Below are 14,480 nucleotides of genomic sequence, written 5' to 3'. Positions count from 1 at the left end.
ATGAGCTCAATCGTACTGGAACAAGCCAGCGCGATTAGGAGTTCGCCAGGTAGTGCTTGATCTCCCACTCGGTGATCGTAGACTCAAACTTATGCCACTCGTCGCGCTTCTTTTTGAGGAAGAAGCTGTGGATGTGCTCGCCGAGGGCATCCTTCATAAACCGCGAGTCCTCAAACACGTCGAGCGCCTCTTTGAGCGAACGCGGCAGCGGCGCGTAGCCGGCCTCGACCATCTGACGGTCGGTAAGCTTGAGCGTCTCGGCCGTTGCCTCGGGCGGGAGCTCCAGCTTGCGCTCGATGCCGTCCAGACCAGCCGCCAGCGTGACGGCGTTGACCAGGTACGGATTGGCCATGGGGTCGGGGCTGCGAAGCTCGATGCGCGTGGACAGCTGCTTGCCGGGCTTGTAGACCGGAATGCGGACCATACTCGCGCGGTTGCGCAGGCCCCACGTGGCGTACTGTGGCACGGAGTCGCCGCCCGTCGTGATGCGCTTGTACGAGTTGACCGTGGGGTTGGTGATGGCGCTGATCTCGCGGGCATGCGCCAGGATGCCAGCCATATAGTGCTTGGCGACGTCGGAGAGATGGTACTTCTCGTCGTCCTCGCCCCAAAACACGTTGTTGCCGTCGTGGTCGAATAGCGACTGGCACAGGAACATGGCACTGCCGTCCTCGCCCGCCAACGGCTTGGGCATAAAGGAGGCGTGGCAACCGCTCTCGTAGGCCTGCTGCTTAATGATGAGTTTGGCCGTGGTGATGGCGTCAGACATGCTCAGGGCCTCGGCGTGGCGCAGGCTCATGCCATGCTGCGAGCGGCCGGCGGCGTGGAAGGTGTACTCCACGGGCACGGACATCTTCTCGAGCGTGAGGACCGTGTTGCGACGCAGGTCGCGAGCGGCATCGCTCACCGAAAGATCGAAGTAGCCCACGTTGTCGAGCGGCTCGGGGGTGTGCTCGTCGGGGAAGTAGTAGTACTCCAGCTCGGCGCCCACGTTGAGCAGATAGCCAGCCTTCTCAGCCTTGCGGAACATGCGGCGCAGGGCATCGCGCGGGTCGCCGGCAAACGGCTTGCGATCGGGAGTGCACACATCGCAGAACACGCGGGCGACGCCGTTGTGGCTCGGGCGCCACGGCAGGATCTGGAAGGTCGACGCATCGGGGAACGCCAGCATGTCGGCCTCCTCGGGCGTGGCAAAGCCCTCGATGGCGGAGCCGTCAAAGCCAATACCCTCCTCAAAAGCGACCTCGAGGTCCTCGGGGCTAATGGCAAAGTTCTTGAGGCGGCCGAGAATGTCGACAAACCACAGACGAACAAAGCGGATGTCACGTTGCTCTACGGAGCGGAGTACGTAATCGATGTTCTGCTGGTTCATGTCGCTCCCCTTTCTTTCGGGCGGGTTTCGACTGGTCTATATCGCAGATACTATCGCAGAAAAATGTTTCCGCAGGGTTAAAGCGTATCAAGCGCTCAAAAAACGTGCTTGAGCAGGCCGTTGCGAACGAGCGGCTAGCGCGAGGTCGAAGCGCGGTGTTCGATGCGGCCGGGGATCTCTATGCGCTTGGGAGCCAGCCTTGCGGCCTCGCCCACCGTGGTGGTGACCACATCGATGCGCTCGGACAGACGCTCGACCACGCGCTCGGCGATGGCGAGGGTGTCCTGCGCGGCCGTGGTCACGCCGCCAAAGAGCACATGGTTCCAAGGGTAATCGTCAAATGTCGCGATCTTGAGCCCAGCCGGCAACGAAGGTCCCAGCTGTGCCAGCGCCTCGGTCAGACGTAGGAAGACCAAGCCGTTGACGGCGATAAGGCCGAGCTTTTTACCTGCGTTGTCGCGAATAGTCTCGTCTAAGCGACCAACGCCCGTGGCACCGCCGTCGGCCAGGGTGACGACCTCGCCGGCCAGGCCGCGACGCGAGAGCTCGTCGGCAAAGGCCTCGGCGCGCTCGCGACGCACGGGGCTGTCGTCGCTTGCCTCGGTGAGCAGGCACAGACGTTCGCTGCCCGCAGCGGCCAAGGCGTCTACCAGGCCAGCGACCAGCTCACGGTTGTTGGAGGTCACCAGATCAATGCCACCAGCGGCAACGTCGCGGTCGAGCAGCACGACGGGCAGGCGCCCCGCGGCTGCGGCGATCGCCTCGTCGTTGCCGCCGCAGGTATTGACGACCAGACCGTCCACGCCGGCATCGATAAGCCTGGTGAGCGACTCTGCTTCCTTGGCAGGGTCGTTGCCGCTAATGGCCGTCATGAGCGAGCAGCCGCGCGCGGCGGCGCTGGCGGAAAGGCCCTCGAGCATGGCGCTGGAGAACGGATTGGCGATGTCGGCCAGGATCACGCCGATGAGGTTGGTGCGCGAGCTGCGCAGATTGCGCGCGGCGGCACGCGGACGATAGCCGGTGCGCTCAATGACCTCAGCGATGCGAGCACGGGTTTCCTCGGTCATCTGTCCGGGGCGGTTGTTGAGATAGCGCGAGACCGTGGCCGGGCTCACGCCCGCCTCGGCGGCAATGTCCTTGATTCTCATCTGCGCCATAGCGCACCCCGTTTCCCAATTGTCGGCGGTCTGAGCCATTTTAGGCATTTTTTAAAAATCTCGGTTGCAAAACGCTGTAGGTGAGTATACTACAACTCGAAACGAAACCGATTTCGTAAACCGATTTCGGCAAGCGTTGGCACGGAGGTGCAAAGATGCACCCTACCGTCTTGGCACCTCCGTGCCAACGCCATATCAAAGGTGTACGCACGAGCAAGAAGGAGCTGCGCGACCATGGGTAAAACGGTTCTTACCTTCGGCGAGATCATGATGAGGCTCTCGCCCAAAGACCATCTGCGCATTGAGCAGGCGACCGAGTTTGATGTCCGCTACGGCGGCGCCGAGGCCAACACCGCGCTTTCCCTGGCCTATCAGGGCGACAAAGCCGCTTACGTCTCCGTTGTCCCGGCCAACCGTCTGGGCGAGTGCGCCCTGCGTTCGCTCAAGGTTTACGACGTTGACACCACGCGCGTTGTGCGTCAGGGCGACCGTCTTGGCTCCTATGTGTTTGAGGTTGGCGCCTCGCAGCGCGGCAACGGCTGCGTCTACGACCGCAAGTATTCCGCCATCAACATGGCCAAGCGCGACGTCTTTGATTGGGACGAAATCCTCAAGGGTGTCGATGTCTTCTACTTCTCTGGCGTGACTCCCGCCGTGTCCGACGAGATGGCCGCTGCCTGCAAGGATGCCCTCACCGCTTGCCGCGCCAAGGGCATCACCACTGTGTGCGACGTGAACTATCGCGGCAAGATGTGGTCGCCCGAGAAGTCGCAGGCAACCATGAAGGAGCTCCTGCCACTCGTCGACATCTGCATCGCCAACGACGAGGACGCACCCGCCGGTCTCGGCATGACCTGCGTCTCCGGTTCACTTGCCCACGGCATCGAGGAACGCGACACCTACGTCGAGATGGCCCGTCAGATCTGCGCCGAGTACGGTTGCAAGAAGGTCGCCTCGGTCGTCCGCAACATCTCCTGCGTCGAGCGCTCCATCTGGATGGGCATGCTCTTTGACGCCGAGAGCGGCGAGCACTGGTTCTCCCCTGCTCACGACGTGCACGTGCTCGAGGGCGTTGCCGCCGGCGATGCTTTCAACGCCGGACTCGTCCATGCCCTCATCAACGACTTTGACCCGCAGGCTGCCGTCAACTACGCCATTGCGGCCTCGATCCTCAAGCTCACCATCAAGGGCGATTCCAACTTGGTGACCGCAGACGAGATCGCCACCGTCGCCAACGCCGCCGACGGTGGCACTCGCGTTGCGCGCTAAGCCGTCTCCATTCCGCGGGCCGCAGCTTTCCATACCCATACCCCTGCGGCCCGCTCCCCGATCTTTCCGGTCGGGCAAAACCACCAGTCCCATTCCGGTTTTGCCCGGCATTCCCTATACGACTGGTCGCGCAGCCGGTTTTGGAATTGCTTGAACCCCAAGCAGTGCCTCCGATAACCAATCCAAAACCGGCTCTTGACCAGCACATTTAGCAATCATGCGCCCGCATACGCCGCACATCGAAAGGAACATCATGTTCGATCAGTTCTACACCACGCTTGAATCCCTGGGCATCGTCCCGGTCGTCGTGCTCGACAAGGTCGAGGATGCCGCCCTCCTCGCTCACGCCCTTATGGCAGCCGGCATGAAGTCCGCCGAGGTCACCTTCCGCACCGCTTGCGCCGCCGAGTGCATCGCCGCCATGGCCGAGGCCGAGCCCGAGATGTGCGTTGGCGCCGGCACTGTCCTGACCGTCGAGCAGGTTGAGCAGGCCCGCGCCGCCGGTGCCAAGTTCATCGTCTCCCCGGGTTACAACGAGGACGTCGTGAAACACTGCATCGACATCGACCTGCCCGTGCTGCCCGGCACCGTGACCCCCTCCGAGGTCACCGCCGCCGAGAACCTGGGCCTCAAGGTCACCAAATTCTTCCCCGCGGCTCAGTATGGCGGCCTCAACACCATCAAGGCCCTCGCTGCTCCGTTTGTCGGCCATCGCTTTATGCCCACCGGCGGCGTGAACACTGCCAACGTCGAGGAGTACCTGAGCTCCTCCGCCATCATCGCCTGCGGTGGCACCTGGATGGTCAAGCCCACCCTGTTCGCCGACGGCGACTTCTCCAAGGTCGAGCAGATCGCCCGCAAGGCCATGGACGTCGTCAAGAAGGTCCGCGGCTAACCCTGCCGCCTGAGACGGGGTGAAATGGTGGATTTTCTGCTTGACTTCCCCGCTTGACTCGCTCTCTATCGTGGGGGCGCGACCGAGGCCGCGCCCCTTTAAAACGGCTCGGAAGCGCGCCGTTTCCGTCACGAACAAGAACCGAAACCGTCTTGTATGCTGATAGAACGTGACGGAAGCGACACGCCCCCGAGCCGCTTTGTTTACGCGGCTGGCAGCCGCGCCCGACTAGGCCGCTGCGACAAAAACCATGTCACCTAAACAGCTGCGGCGCCGTCTGGGGGAATGGACCCTTGCTTCCGGTCTTTTCTTCCAAGCGGCGCCGCAGCCTTTACTGCATCTCCCAAATTCCGAAAGGAAGGTCACGACATGCGGCCGCTCATCGTAATGAATGGCGAGAATATAGATTGGTTCCACACAGTCATCAGGATGCTCATGTATCTTGCCGGCGTTGCCATTTTGGCACTCGGCATGAGCATCCAGACAGCATCGGGGCTTGGGGTGGCAGCGCTCACCTGCTTCGCCACAACTCTGTCCATGCTCACCGGCAAAACACTCGGTTTTTGGATCATTGCGACCTACGTTGCTTACATCGCCGCGCAGGTTGTTATCCTCCGCCGCGAGTTTCAACTTCGCATTCTTCTCGAAATCTTTTTCTCGACGCTCATCGGCGGCTTCACCGATTTCTTCATGGCGGTCAACCAACTGCATCCCACGGCACTCCCCGCACAGGTTGCGACCATGCTGCTCTCCCTCGCTGTCACCGCATTTGGCGTAAGTCTCGTCGTCAACATGGGCGTTGTCCCCAACGCGCCCGACGGCTTGGTGCAGGTCATTGCCGAAAAGCTTAAACGCCGCTTTGGCGACGTAAAAGTCGTGTTCGACTGCTCACATGTCGCCGTGTCCCTCATTCTGTCGCTCGCGCTCATGCACAACCTAGGCGGCTTTGGCGTGACCACAGCCATCTCGGCGCTGTTCTTGGGCCACGTCATCAACGTCGCCAACAAGCTCTTCGCCCAGCACTTTATCCGCGCGGCATTCGGATAATAGCACCACCGTAAGAACCCGCGAACAGCGCTATACGTTGCTATATCTCACTAACGTTGCTATATCTTGCTATAAATCGACCGCTGCCAGCCAACATACAACAGGCCTCAAGCGGGCAAAGGCTTGGGGCCTGTCTTGCAATATGGTTCTTTTGGCCTATGCGCGCTCGTATTTCGTGGAACGCCCAGTTCCCCGCTTTACAACCACGTTCCGCCCAATCAGTGATTCAAGCGCCGTCAACGCACGCGCGCGGCTCAACCCCGTCTGCTGCTCAATCTCGCCCCGCGACATTATTCGTCCGACCGACAAAGCCTTGAGAACCTGGGCCTCTTCCTCAGACCCCTCAAAGGCATCGATAACGGGCAATGTGACGGTCACCATGCCGCCGCGAACATCAAATACCGGTCGGCTTAAAGAATCTCGATACGCACGCCTGATTCGCGCGATTCCCGTGCCAAATTTCTCGATGTAATCCAGCTTTAAAAAGACCTCGGCGACAATTGGGTTTCTGGGCACGGATATCTGCCCATACAGGTATTGTTCCGTCGTCAAACCGGCAGGCAGCGATCCGGGCGAAGTGACAACGACGCGATCGTCGTACAGGGCAATTTGAACATTCGCTCGAACGTCCCACGTCCGATGCACCAAAGCGTTTGCAACGGCTTCGCGAAACGCCTCGAGAGGAATTCGATCGGTTTGGACGCGTTCCATCCCTTCGATACGTTCATAACGGTAGTAGCGTGCAAACATAGCCACCGCCCTGTCCACCTGTTCAATTGCGGATACATTTGTCGCCGACTCACGATCCAAGATCACATCCTCGGTATCACCAAAACGGACGCAGTCGATGCCAGGAAAATCATTCTTATCCGCCAAAATCGCCGCAGCGTTGGTATAGCCGTCCTTGCCGAGCAAGCGAAGCGTGCGCATAATATCCGGCGTTAGCTCGGAAATGCCGAGATGTTCAACACACTTTTGCTCGAGCGTGCAAAAACTCAAGCCCTGGCGAGTCGACGTGAGCGCGTCGAACGTTACGTTGCTGCCTTCGAGCGTCAACCTGCCATACTCAAACCGGTCGACCTCCACCGTTGCCGAATCGTTTCGCCTGTAGGCCTTTCCCTTGCTTCGATAGGGTTTGTCCTGTCCCTCATAAACCGTAAGGATTACGGTCCCGTGTTTCTCATCGGGGTCGAGCGTGTAACGGGGAGCGGGATCCAAGCTGTCATTAATCATGTTCTCAATGCGGAGACACTCTGCGACCGGATCTGCAAGGCCGACAGCCACGCCCTCGTCATCAACGCCAAACTCAATCTTGCCCGTCCCGTAGTTTGCATAAGCGCTAACCGTTTTAAGAAACGTCGGCGTAACGCTTTCCTTGTATTCGACTGTAGGGCTCTCTCTAACAACCATACGCCCAACCTCTTCGTTTCGTACCATTCATGACCGTATTATAAGACGAAAACCGTTTGCGTACTGATTTATCCACGACGCAAATGGTTTGCGTCTTGATTTGCGTCCGAAATGAGAATGGAAACTGCGCTTTCGTACGCTTATTACCAAACGCAAACTATTTTCGTTCGGCAATACGTCAACAATCCGGACGAAAAAGGCCCCGAGCTCGTGAGTGAACTGGGAGGGGCGTCTGCACCACCTGGGCAGCACAACAACCCCTATTTCATCGCGACTTATGGGGGAGACGATTAGATGGCCGAGTCTTTGGACAGCTCAAAATAGTCGGGATGCAGGGCGATAACCGGGCCCTGCTCCTCGGGCATCAGGTGCAAGTGCGTCTCCGCCAGATAGCTCGCCGTGTCGGTATCGCCCCTCTTAATGGCCTCGAGAATCCGGCGATGCTGTCGACGAATTGGCTCCCAATCTAGGTCCTGCGACACCATACGCAACCAGTTGTATCGCTCAAAGTGCGTATTGACGCTCTTCATCCAATCCCACAACATATGGCGGCCGGCGATCTCAAAACACGTCTCATGGAACAGGTTGTCCAGGTCAAAGAAACGACGCGTTTCGCTATGGTCGAGCGACTCGGACTCGGCAAGAATCTGCTCGAGCCGATGCTTTTGCTCGGACGAAGCGGCCGAACAGCATTTTATGAGTACGCTTCTTTCGAGTTTCTCGCGCAAGAAACAGGCATTCTCGGCGTGTTCCATGCTGATCTTAGAGACGTAGGTGCCGCTCTTGGGACGCGTTTCCACCAGCTCCTGCTCACGCAGGCGCACAAAGGACTCGCGAATGGGCGTGCGCCCGATTCCCGTCTCCTTTTCCAGACCAATCGCCGAAAGGCGCGTGCCGGGCCTGAGCTCGGCATAGATGATCTTGGAGCGCAATGCGTTGTATGCCTGGTCTTGCAGGCTCTGATAATGCTGGTGTTGTTCCATAAAGCCCTCGGATGAAGCCCACGGTTTGTCGAATATCTCTCCACGTAATACTATCGCATCCTGCGGCGCTCCCCGCACAGGTTATGAGCATGTCGCCTCCCCTTCGATCCGCAGATGGCAAGCATGGCACAAAGCGCGCAAGCCCACCGCGGCACACGATGCGATGTGTTTGCACCTGCCCTACAACCGCAACATGATTGCGGAGAGTGCACAGGCACAGAGCGAATGGCGGGCATCGCGACAATCGGCCACAACCGTTCGCCTTTTAAAAGTGAACGTTCACCTGATTCTAGGAAAAGCTGCGAGTAAATTCCTCTGCTTCTCCTATACTGAGCTTGTATTAGAAGTAGGACTCATAAAGATGAACGTTTCTTTAGGAAGGATTGCTATGTCTGATCTAATGGACAGCTTCCGCCTAGATGGCAAAGTCGCGCTCGTGACCGGTGCCACCTACGGTATTGGCATGGCCATTGCCGAGGCGCTCGGTGAGGCCGGGGCCAAGATTGCCTTTAACGCCCGTCACGCCGACAAGGTCGCCGAGGCCGAGAAGCACTACCGCGAGCTGGGCTTTGATGCGCACGGCTATGTTGCCGACGTCACCGACGAGACTGTCGTCGCCGAGCTCATCGCCAAGATCGAGGCCGATTTTGGCACCACGCCCGACATCCTGGCCAACAACGCCGGCGTGATCCAGCGCACCCCGATGCTCGACATGAGCGCCGAGGACTTCCGCCGCGTCATCGATATCGACCTCAACGCACCGTTTATCGTGTCCAAGGCCTGCCTGCCCGGCATGATCGCCAAGGGCCACGGCAAGATCATCAATATCTGCTCGATGATGAGCGAGCTGGGTCGCGAGACCATCGCTGGCTATGCCGCCGCCAAGGGCGGACTCAAGATGCTCACCAAGAACATCTGCTCCGAGTTTGGCGAGGCCAATATCCAGTGCAACGGCATTGGGCCCGGCTATATCGCCACGCCGCAGACCGCACCGCTGCGCGAGACGCAGCCCGACGGCAGCCGTCACCCGTTTGACCAGTTCATCATTGCCAAGACGCCGGCAGCCCGTTGGGGCACGCCCGAGGACCTTAAGGGTCCCGCCGTGTTCCTGGCTTCCGACGCTTCGAACTTTGTCAACGGGCACATTCTGTACGTCGATGGCGGCATCCTGGCCTACATCGGCAAGCAACCGCAGTAAGAAAACTGAAAAACTGAAAGGTTAACTCAAATGAAGATCGCTCTGATTAATGAGAATTCTCAGAACTCCAAGAACCCCATGATCGAGGCTGCCCTTAAGAAGGTTGTCGAGCCCATGGGGCACACCGTCTTTAACTATGGCATGTATGCCGACGCCGACTCCAAGCCTCTCACCTACGTGCAGAACGGCATTCTTGCCGCCGTGCTGCTCAACTCCGGCGCTGCCGACTACGTCGTGACCGGTTGCGGCACCGGCGAGGGCGCCATGCTCGCCTGCAACTCCTTCCCCGGCGTGCTGTGCGGCCACGTTGCCGACCCGCTGGATGCCTACACCTTTGCCCAGGTCAACGATGGCAACGCCGTCGCCATGCCCTTCGCGCTCAAGAACGGCTGGGGCCAGGAGCTCAACCTCGAGTACACCTTCGAGAAGCTCTTTGGCTTTGGTTCGGGTAACGGCTACCCCGCCGAGCGCGTTGAGCCCGAGCAGCGCAACAAGAAGATCCTCGATGGCGTGCGCGCTGTGACCATGCGTCCGCTCGTCGACGTCCTGGGCGAGATCGATCAGGACCTGGTGAAGGGCGCACTTGCCGGCGAGCACTTCCAGGAGTACTTCTTTGCCAACGCCACCGACGAGGCCATCATCGCCAAGGTCAAGGAGCTCTTGGGGCTGTAGTAAGGCCCACGGGGCGCACCGCCCCCCCCCAACAAGCCGCCAGACAAAAGGCGCCGCGACAATCTATGTGTCGCGGCGCCTTATTTGATTGGCTATCGCTTGAGCCACCGCAAGGCGGCCGCTCCCCTATTTGCCAAGAGCCTACAGCTCGCAGGCGACCTTGTAGCCGTCGCCGATGGCGTCGCGGATGTTGCCGCACTTCTGGGCATCGCCCAGCACGTGGGTGGAGACACCGGCAGCGGCAAGGTCGTCGGCAAGCTTGGTATTGGGACGGTAACCCATGGCAAGCACCAGCGTATCGGCGTCGGCGATGGTATGGACTTCGCCGTCCTTCTCGTAGCTGATGGCGTCCTCGGTAATCTCGGTCACCTTGGCCTCGGTCAGCACGTGAACGCCCTTGGAGAGCATGCGCGTGATGAGCACCGCGCGACCGGCGCCGCCCTCGTTAGCGGCAAGCGTCTTGGTCATCTCGATGACGGTGACGTCGCGATTGGCCGGCGACAGGTCGTTGACCAACGGGGCCAGGTAATCGGCCGTCTCGCAGCCGACGGTGCCGCCGCCCACGATGACGATCTTCTTGCCCGGGAAAGCCTTGCCGCCCAGCAGGTCGTCAGCCGTCATAACTTGCTTAAAGCCCTGCATAAAAGCCGGAGCGATGGGCTCGGCGCCATAAGCCAGGACAACCTCGTAGCCCGCGTAATCGCGCTGGATGTCCTCGGCCGAAAGCTCGGTACCAAAGACACACGTGACACCGGCCTCGGCCAGGCGACGGTACTGATACTTGATCACGCGCGTGAGCTCCTGCTTTGCCGGCGGAACTGCCGCGATGCGCATCTCGCCACCCGGCTCGTCCTGCTTGTCCACGAGCACCACGTTATGGCCGCGCTTGGCGGCAATGTAGGCCGCCTCCATGCCCGCGGGACCGGCGCCCACGACGAGCACGTTCTTCGCCTCGGCGGCAGGCTCGTAGCCGGCCTCGTCGCGCTCCACGTCCGGGTTGACGGTGCAGGAGATGCGCTTGCCAAACATGATGCCGTTCAGGCAGCGCAGGCAGCCGATGCAGGGACGGATCTCGTCGGCGTTGCCGGCAGCCGCTTTGTTGCAGAACTCGGCATCGCACAGGTTGGCGCGGCCCATCATGCAGATGTCGGCGGCGCCGTCCTCGATCAGCTCCTCGGCAATCCATGCCTCGTTGATGCGGCCGACCGTGGCAACGGGAATGTTCACATGCTTTTTGATCTCGCGCGAGCAGGCGGCGTGCGAGGCCTGCTGCGTGCCAGCAGCGGGAATTGCAGAGCCGCGCTTGATGGTGGTGCCGCCCGACACATGGATCATGTCGACGCCGGCCTTCTCCAGGCGGCGCGAGACGTAGATCATGTCGTTGAGGGTCAAGCCGCCATCGGTGTACTCGTCGCCCGAGATACGGACGTCGATAATGAAGTCCTTGCCACAGCGCTCGCGAATCTCGGCGATGACCTCGAGCAGGAAGCGCATGCGGGCGTCGAGCGAGCCACCGTACTCGTCGGTGCGCTTGTTATAGAGCGGGGTCAAAAAGCCGCCGAGCATGCCGTGGGCGTGTGCCGCATGGACCTCGACGCCGTCGACACCGGCCTTCTGCATGCGCACAGCAGCGTCACCAAACTGATGCGTGAGCTCGTGGATCTCACCGACCGTGATAGGGCGCGGCGCCTCGCGGGCATAGGACGGACCCACAAAGGACGGAGCGATCAGGCGCGGCGTGCCCGGAATGTTAAAGGCCATGTAGGCGGGGTGGAAGAGCTGCGGCATGATCTTGCAGCCATACTCGTGGACGGCCGCGGCGAGCTTTTCCCAGCCAGAGATGAACGTGTCATCGTAGCAGCACATGTCGCCCGGCAGATAGGTATAGGTGGGCTCGACCGTCACGACCTCGGTGATGATCAGGCCCACACCGCCCTTGGCGCGGGCACGGTAGTGATCGACCAAGTCGTCAGTCACATAGCCATGATCGGCCAGGTTGGTGGACACCGGCGGCATAAAGACGCGGTTCTTGACCTCGGTCGTACCGACCTTGATCGGGCTAAAGAGCATTGGATAGGCGGAGGACTCCATACAGGGTTCCTTTCGTTTGAGCCGCTCGGCGGCAGTTGCTAACTTACTTATCGTATCAGCAACTGCCGTATCCGCACTCGCTCGCACTCTTCATCTTCAATCCCGACCCTAAAAAAGCTGCGGTGGAATACGGAGTAGATGAGGCTTCTGACAGCCAAAACAGTCCGTATTCCACCGCAACTGATGGTTGGTATGTATTAGAGGCCCAGGTAGCTGGTCATGCCTTCGACGGCGAGCTTGGCGCCGGCTACGGCATGAACCACGGTGAGCGGGCCGTTGACCACGTCGCCGGCGGCAAAGACGCCCGGCACGGTGGTCATGCCGTGCTCATCGACCGAAAGAAGGCCGCGATGGTCGGTCTCCAGACCGCCCGTCGTAAGCACCAGCTTGTCCTTGGGCACCTGCGAGGCCGCGATCACCACGGTGTCGGCAGACACATGGTCGAGCTCTTCCTCGTAGCCCACCACGTTGTCGTCCTCGTCAAAGATAGCCGTCTCGAACACCGGACCGTTATCGTCGATGGCGCAGATCGCCTTGCCGCGCACGATCTCGGCACCGTCAAGCTCGGTCAGCTCCACCTCGTCATCGATGGCCGAGATATGGCGCGATCGGGCATACACGGTAACCTTGCGAGCACCCGAGCGCAGGGCCGTGCGGGCAACATCCATGGCCACGTTGCCGGCGCCGATAACCGCCACGTTCTGACCGATCGCCACGCTCGTGGGATCGACCAGGTAATCGATACCAAACAGTACGTTGCCACGCGACTCGCCGGGAATACCCAGCTTGCGGGCGCGCCAGGTACCGGTACCGACAAAGACCGCATCGTAGCCGTCGCGCAGCAGGTCGTCGATATGCAGCGCGCCGCCAATGGTGGTCGAGGGACGGACGCGTACGCCAAGCGAGCACATCACGTGGCGGTACTTTTGCACGAGAGCACGGGGCAGGCGAAACTCGGGGATGCCGTACTCCAGCACGCCGCCGATCTCGGGGCGCTGCTCAAACACCGTGACGGCACAGCCCAGCTGGGCCATCTTAATGGCCACGGTAATGCCGGCAGGACCGGAACCGACCACGGCAACCTGCTTGCCGCACGACGGCGCCGGCTTCCACTCCTTGCGATCCAAATACGCTGTCGAGATATAGTTCTCGATGCTCGAGAAATGCACCGGCGCGCCCTTGCGGCCCTGGATGCACGCGCCCTCGCACTGGCCCGAATGGTTGCAGATCATGGAACAGACCGCGCTCATGGGGTTGTTCTGGAACAGCAGCTCACCCGCCTCCTGAAGCCGGCGCTGCTTGAACAGATCAATGATCTGCGGGATAGGCGTCTGAACCGGGCAGCCTTTAAGCTGACAGAACGCCTTTTTGCAACCTAGGCAGCGGTTCGCTTCCTCAACAATATGAATAGCCATCGGTACCCCTCTTTGACCTCTGCGGCAATCTCTTTCGCCCAGCCTGCTTTGTTACAGAATCACGTGCTCGCACATCACGCTGTGCCCCATGCGCAGCAGCTCGTCGCGCGAACGCTCGACCGTGGACGGTGTGCTGTTCTCGATAACGGTCATAATGCCCGGTCGCGCGGCCGCGGCCCAAGCGGCAATAGCCTCAAAATCAAAGTTTCCGCACGTACAGGCGCCGTGGCATACCAAACGAGAGCCCGAGCCATCACACCAGCCATCCTGGTCCTCGTTGTCTACGATCTCGTAGTCCTTGGCATGCAGCACGCGAATCTTGCTGCCGCACAAGTGCAACATGCGCGACACCTGCTCGGAAGCCTCACCGACAATCGTGGGATGCAGTAGCGACACCGGATCGTAGATCACGCCGAGTGCGGTGCTCGAAACGCGCTCCAGAACCTCGCGGCAGCGCTCGGGCGTATTGACGATCTCATTCCAACCGGGCTCGATCAGAAGCTCGCCGCCCTCTTTTTCGGCCATCGAGCACACGCGTGCGAGTCCTTTGCAAAACGCATCGAGCGCAGCGGCCGAAAAACGGTCATCGGCCATCTTGTTCTGCGCGTTAGGGCGCCCCGTCTCGGTCCCCACCGGACAGCCCCCAAGCCAGCGCGCGAACCTCAGGCACGCCTCGTACTCGGCATAGGTATCCACCAGTTGATTCTGATCGGGCGTTGCCAGGTTTTTATAGCAGCCGAGCACCGCCACCTGCACGCCGTTGGTGTCGAGCACCTCGCGCAGATGGTCGGCGAGTTCGTGCGTAAGGCCGGAACGGTTAATGCCAAAGGACTTGTAGAGTACTTTGCTCGGCAGCTGAATGCATGAGAAACCCAGTTTGCCCGCCATGCGAATGCGCTCCTCGACCGTACCCTCGGGCAGGTCGTGCAGGCGCACGCCGACGCTCAGTGCGCCTTTTGACTGCGCCATGC

12 protein-coding genes are annotated in these 14,480 nt (G+C 60.4%); 5 read left to right on the top strand and 7 right to left on the bottom strand.

Going from position 1 to position 14,480, the window contains the following annotated elements; genetic code table 11:
* Positions 1–34: 34 nt before the first annotated feature.
* Together DW645_RS02905 and DW645_RS02900 are read right to left on the bottom strand one after the other, a co-directional pair.
* Positions 35–1,372: a glutamine synthetase family protein gene (locus DW645_RS02905; RefSeq protein ID WP_118226214.1), complete on the bottom strand. Its 1,338-nt coding sequence runs from the start codon at positions 1,370–1,372 to the stop codon at positions 35–37.
* 134 nt (positions 1,373–1,506) lie between these two features.
* Positions 1,507–2,529, bottom strand: a complete 1,023-nt coding sequence (locus tag DW645_RS02900; RefSeq protein ID WP_158568663.1) for a LacI family DNA-binding transcriptional regulator — start codon at positions 2,527–2,529, stop codon at positions 1,507–1,509.
* 234 nt (positions 2,530–2,763) lie between these two features.
* Between DW645_RS02900 and DW645_RS02895 the strand changes: the two genes are divergently transcribed.
* From DW645_RS02895 to DW645_RS02885, 3 genes are all read left to right on the top strand, one after another.
* The gene (locus tag DW645_RS02895) at positions 2,764–3,798 is read left to right on the top strand and encodes a sugar kinase (protein WP_118226210.1); all 1,035 of its coding nucleotides are present in this window, start codon (positions 2,764–2,766) and stop codon (positions 3,796–3,798) included.
* Between the two features lie 253 nt (positions 3,799–4,051).
* Positions 4,052–4,693, top strand: a complete 642-nt coding sequence (eda, locus tag DW645_RS02890; RefSeq protein WP_118226208.1) for a bifunctional 4-hydroxy-2-oxoglutarate aldolase/2-dehydro-3-deoxy-phosphogluconate aldolase — start codon at positions 4,052–4,054, stop codon at positions 4,691–4,693.
* A 369-nt stretch (positions 4,694–5,062) separates the two neighbouring features.
* Complete coding sequence (locus tag DW645_RS02885; RefSeq protein WP_118226206.1) at positions 5,063–5,740, top strand: YitT family protein; 678 nt, start codon at positions 5,063–5,065, stop codon at positions 5,738–5,740.
* 156 nt (positions 5,741–5,896) lie between these two features.
* Here the strand turns inward: DW645_RS02885 and DW645_RS02880 are convergent, their stop codons facing one another.
* Together DW645_RS02880 and DW645_RS02875 are read right to left on the bottom strand one after the other, a co-directional pair.
* Positions 5,897–7,150, bottom strand: a complete 1,254-nt coding sequence (locus DW645_RS02880) for an ATP-binding protein (RefSeq protein ID WP_158568662.1) — start codon at positions 7,148–7,150, stop codon at positions 5,897–5,899.
* 290 nt (positions 7,151–7,440) lie between these two features.
* Positions 7,441–8,133 (bottom strand): GntR family transcriptional regulator, encoded by a 693-nt coding sequence (locus DW645_RS02875; protein WP_118226202.1) that lies wholly within the window; start codon positions 8,131–8,133, stop codon positions 7,441–7,443.
* A gap of 388 nt (positions 8,134–8,521) precedes the next feature.
* Here DW645_RS02875 and DW645_RS02870 point away from each other — a divergent pair, with 388 nt between their 5' ends.
* Both DW645_RS02870 and DW645_RS02865 read left to right on the top strand, forming a co-directional pair.
* Complete coding sequence (locus DW645_RS02870; RefSeq protein WP_118226200.1) at positions 8,522–9,331, top strand: gluconate 5-dehydrogenase; 810 nt, start codon at positions 8,522–8,524, stop codon at positions 9,329–9,331.
* Between the two features lie 30 nt (positions 9,332–9,361).
* Positions 9,362–10,003, top strand: coding sequence for an RpiB/LacA/LacB family sugar-phosphate isomerase (locus DW645_RS02865; RefSeq protein ID WP_117563655.1), 642 nt, complete (start codon positions 9,362–9,364; stop codon positions 10,001–10,003).
* Between the two features lie 141 nt (positions 10,004–10,144).
* On the opposite strand, the gene DW645_RS02860 is transcribed toward DW645_RS02865, so the two are convergent.
* From DW645_RS02860 to DW645_RS02850, 3 genes are all read right to left on the bottom strand, one after another.
* Positions 10,145–12,094, bottom strand: coding sequence for an NAD(P)/FAD-dependent oxidoreductase (locus DW645_RS02860; RefSeq protein ID WP_118226198.1), 1,950 nt, complete (start codon positions 12,092–12,094; stop codon positions 10,145–10,147).
* Between the two features lie 197 nt (positions 12,095–12,291).
* Positions 12,292–13,509: an FAD-dependent oxidoreductase gene (locus DW645_RS02855; protein ID WP_118226196.1), complete on the bottom strand. Its 1,218-nt coding sequence runs from the start codon at positions 13,507–13,509 to the stop codon at positions 12,292–12,294.
* Positions 13,510–13,560: 51 nt separating this feature from the next.
* Positions 13,561–14,478, bottom strand: a complete 918-nt coding sequence (locus tag DW645_RS02850) for a sugar phosphate isomerase/epimerase (RefSeq protein ID WP_118226194.1) — start codon at positions 14,476–14,478, stop codon at positions 13,561–13,563.
* Positions 14,479–14,480 lie beyond the last annotated feature (2 nt).

This window comes from Collinsella sp. AM23-17, assembly GCF_003470945.1.
Lineage (GTDB): Bacteria > Actinomycetota > Coriobacteriia > Coriobacteriales > Coriobacteriaceae > Collinsella > Collinsella aerofaciens_O.
The sequence above is the reverse complement of the archived record's forward strand: the minus strand, read 5'-3'. Positions and strand labels throughout refer to the sequence as shown.

Excerpts from the sequence above, each read along its gene's own strand:
- DW645_RS02905 (WP_118226214.1), bottom strand. The coding sequence starts at position 1,372 with ATGAACCAGCAGAACATCGATTACGTACTCCGCTCCGTAGAGCAACGT.
- DW645_RS02900 (WP_158568663.1), bottom strand. The coding sequence starts at position 2,529 with ATGGCGCAGATGAGAATCAAGGACATTGCCGCCGAGGCGGGCGTGAGC.
- DW645_RS02895 (WP_118226210.1), top strand. The coding sequence starts at position 2,764 with ATGGGTAAAACGGTTCTTACCTTCGGCGAGATCATGATGAGGCTCTCG.
- eda (WP_118226208.1), top strand. The coding sequence starts at position 4,052 with ATGTTCGATCAGTTCTACACCACGCTTGAATCCCTGGGCATCGTCCCG.
- DW645_RS02885 (WP_118226206.1), top strand. The coding sequence starts at position 5,063 with ATGCGGCCGCTCATCGTAATGAATGGCGAGAATATAGATTGGTTCCAC.
- DW645_RS02880 (WP_158568662.1), bottom strand. The coding sequence starts at position 7,150 with ATGGTTGTTAGAGAGAGCCCTACAGTCGAATACAAGGAAAGCGTTACG.
- DW645_RS02875 (WP_118226202.1), bottom strand. The coding sequence starts at position 8,133 with ATGGAACAACACCAGCATTATCAGAGCCTGCAAGACCAGGCATACAAC.
- DW645_RS02870 (WP_118226200.1), top strand. The coding sequence starts at position 8,522 with ATGTCTGATCTAATGGACAGCTTCCGCCTAGATGGCAAAGTCGCGCTC.
- DW645_RS02865 (WP_117563655.1), top strand. The coding sequence starts at position 9,362 with ATGAAGATCGCTCTGATTAATGAGAATTCTCAGAACTCCAAGAACCCC.
- DW645_RS02860 (WP_118226198.1), bottom strand. The coding sequence starts at position 12,094 with ATGGAGTCCTCCGCCTATCCAATGCTCTTTAGCCCGATCAAGGTCGGT.
- DW645_RS02855 (WP_118226196.1), bottom strand. The coding sequence starts at position 13,509 with ATGGCTATTCATATTGTTGAGGAAGCGAACCGCTGCCTAGGTTGCAAA.
- DW645_RS02850 (WP_118226194.1), bottom strand. The coding sequence starts at position 14,478 with ATGGCGCAGTCAAAAGGCGCACTGAGCGTCGGCGTGCGCCTGCACGAC.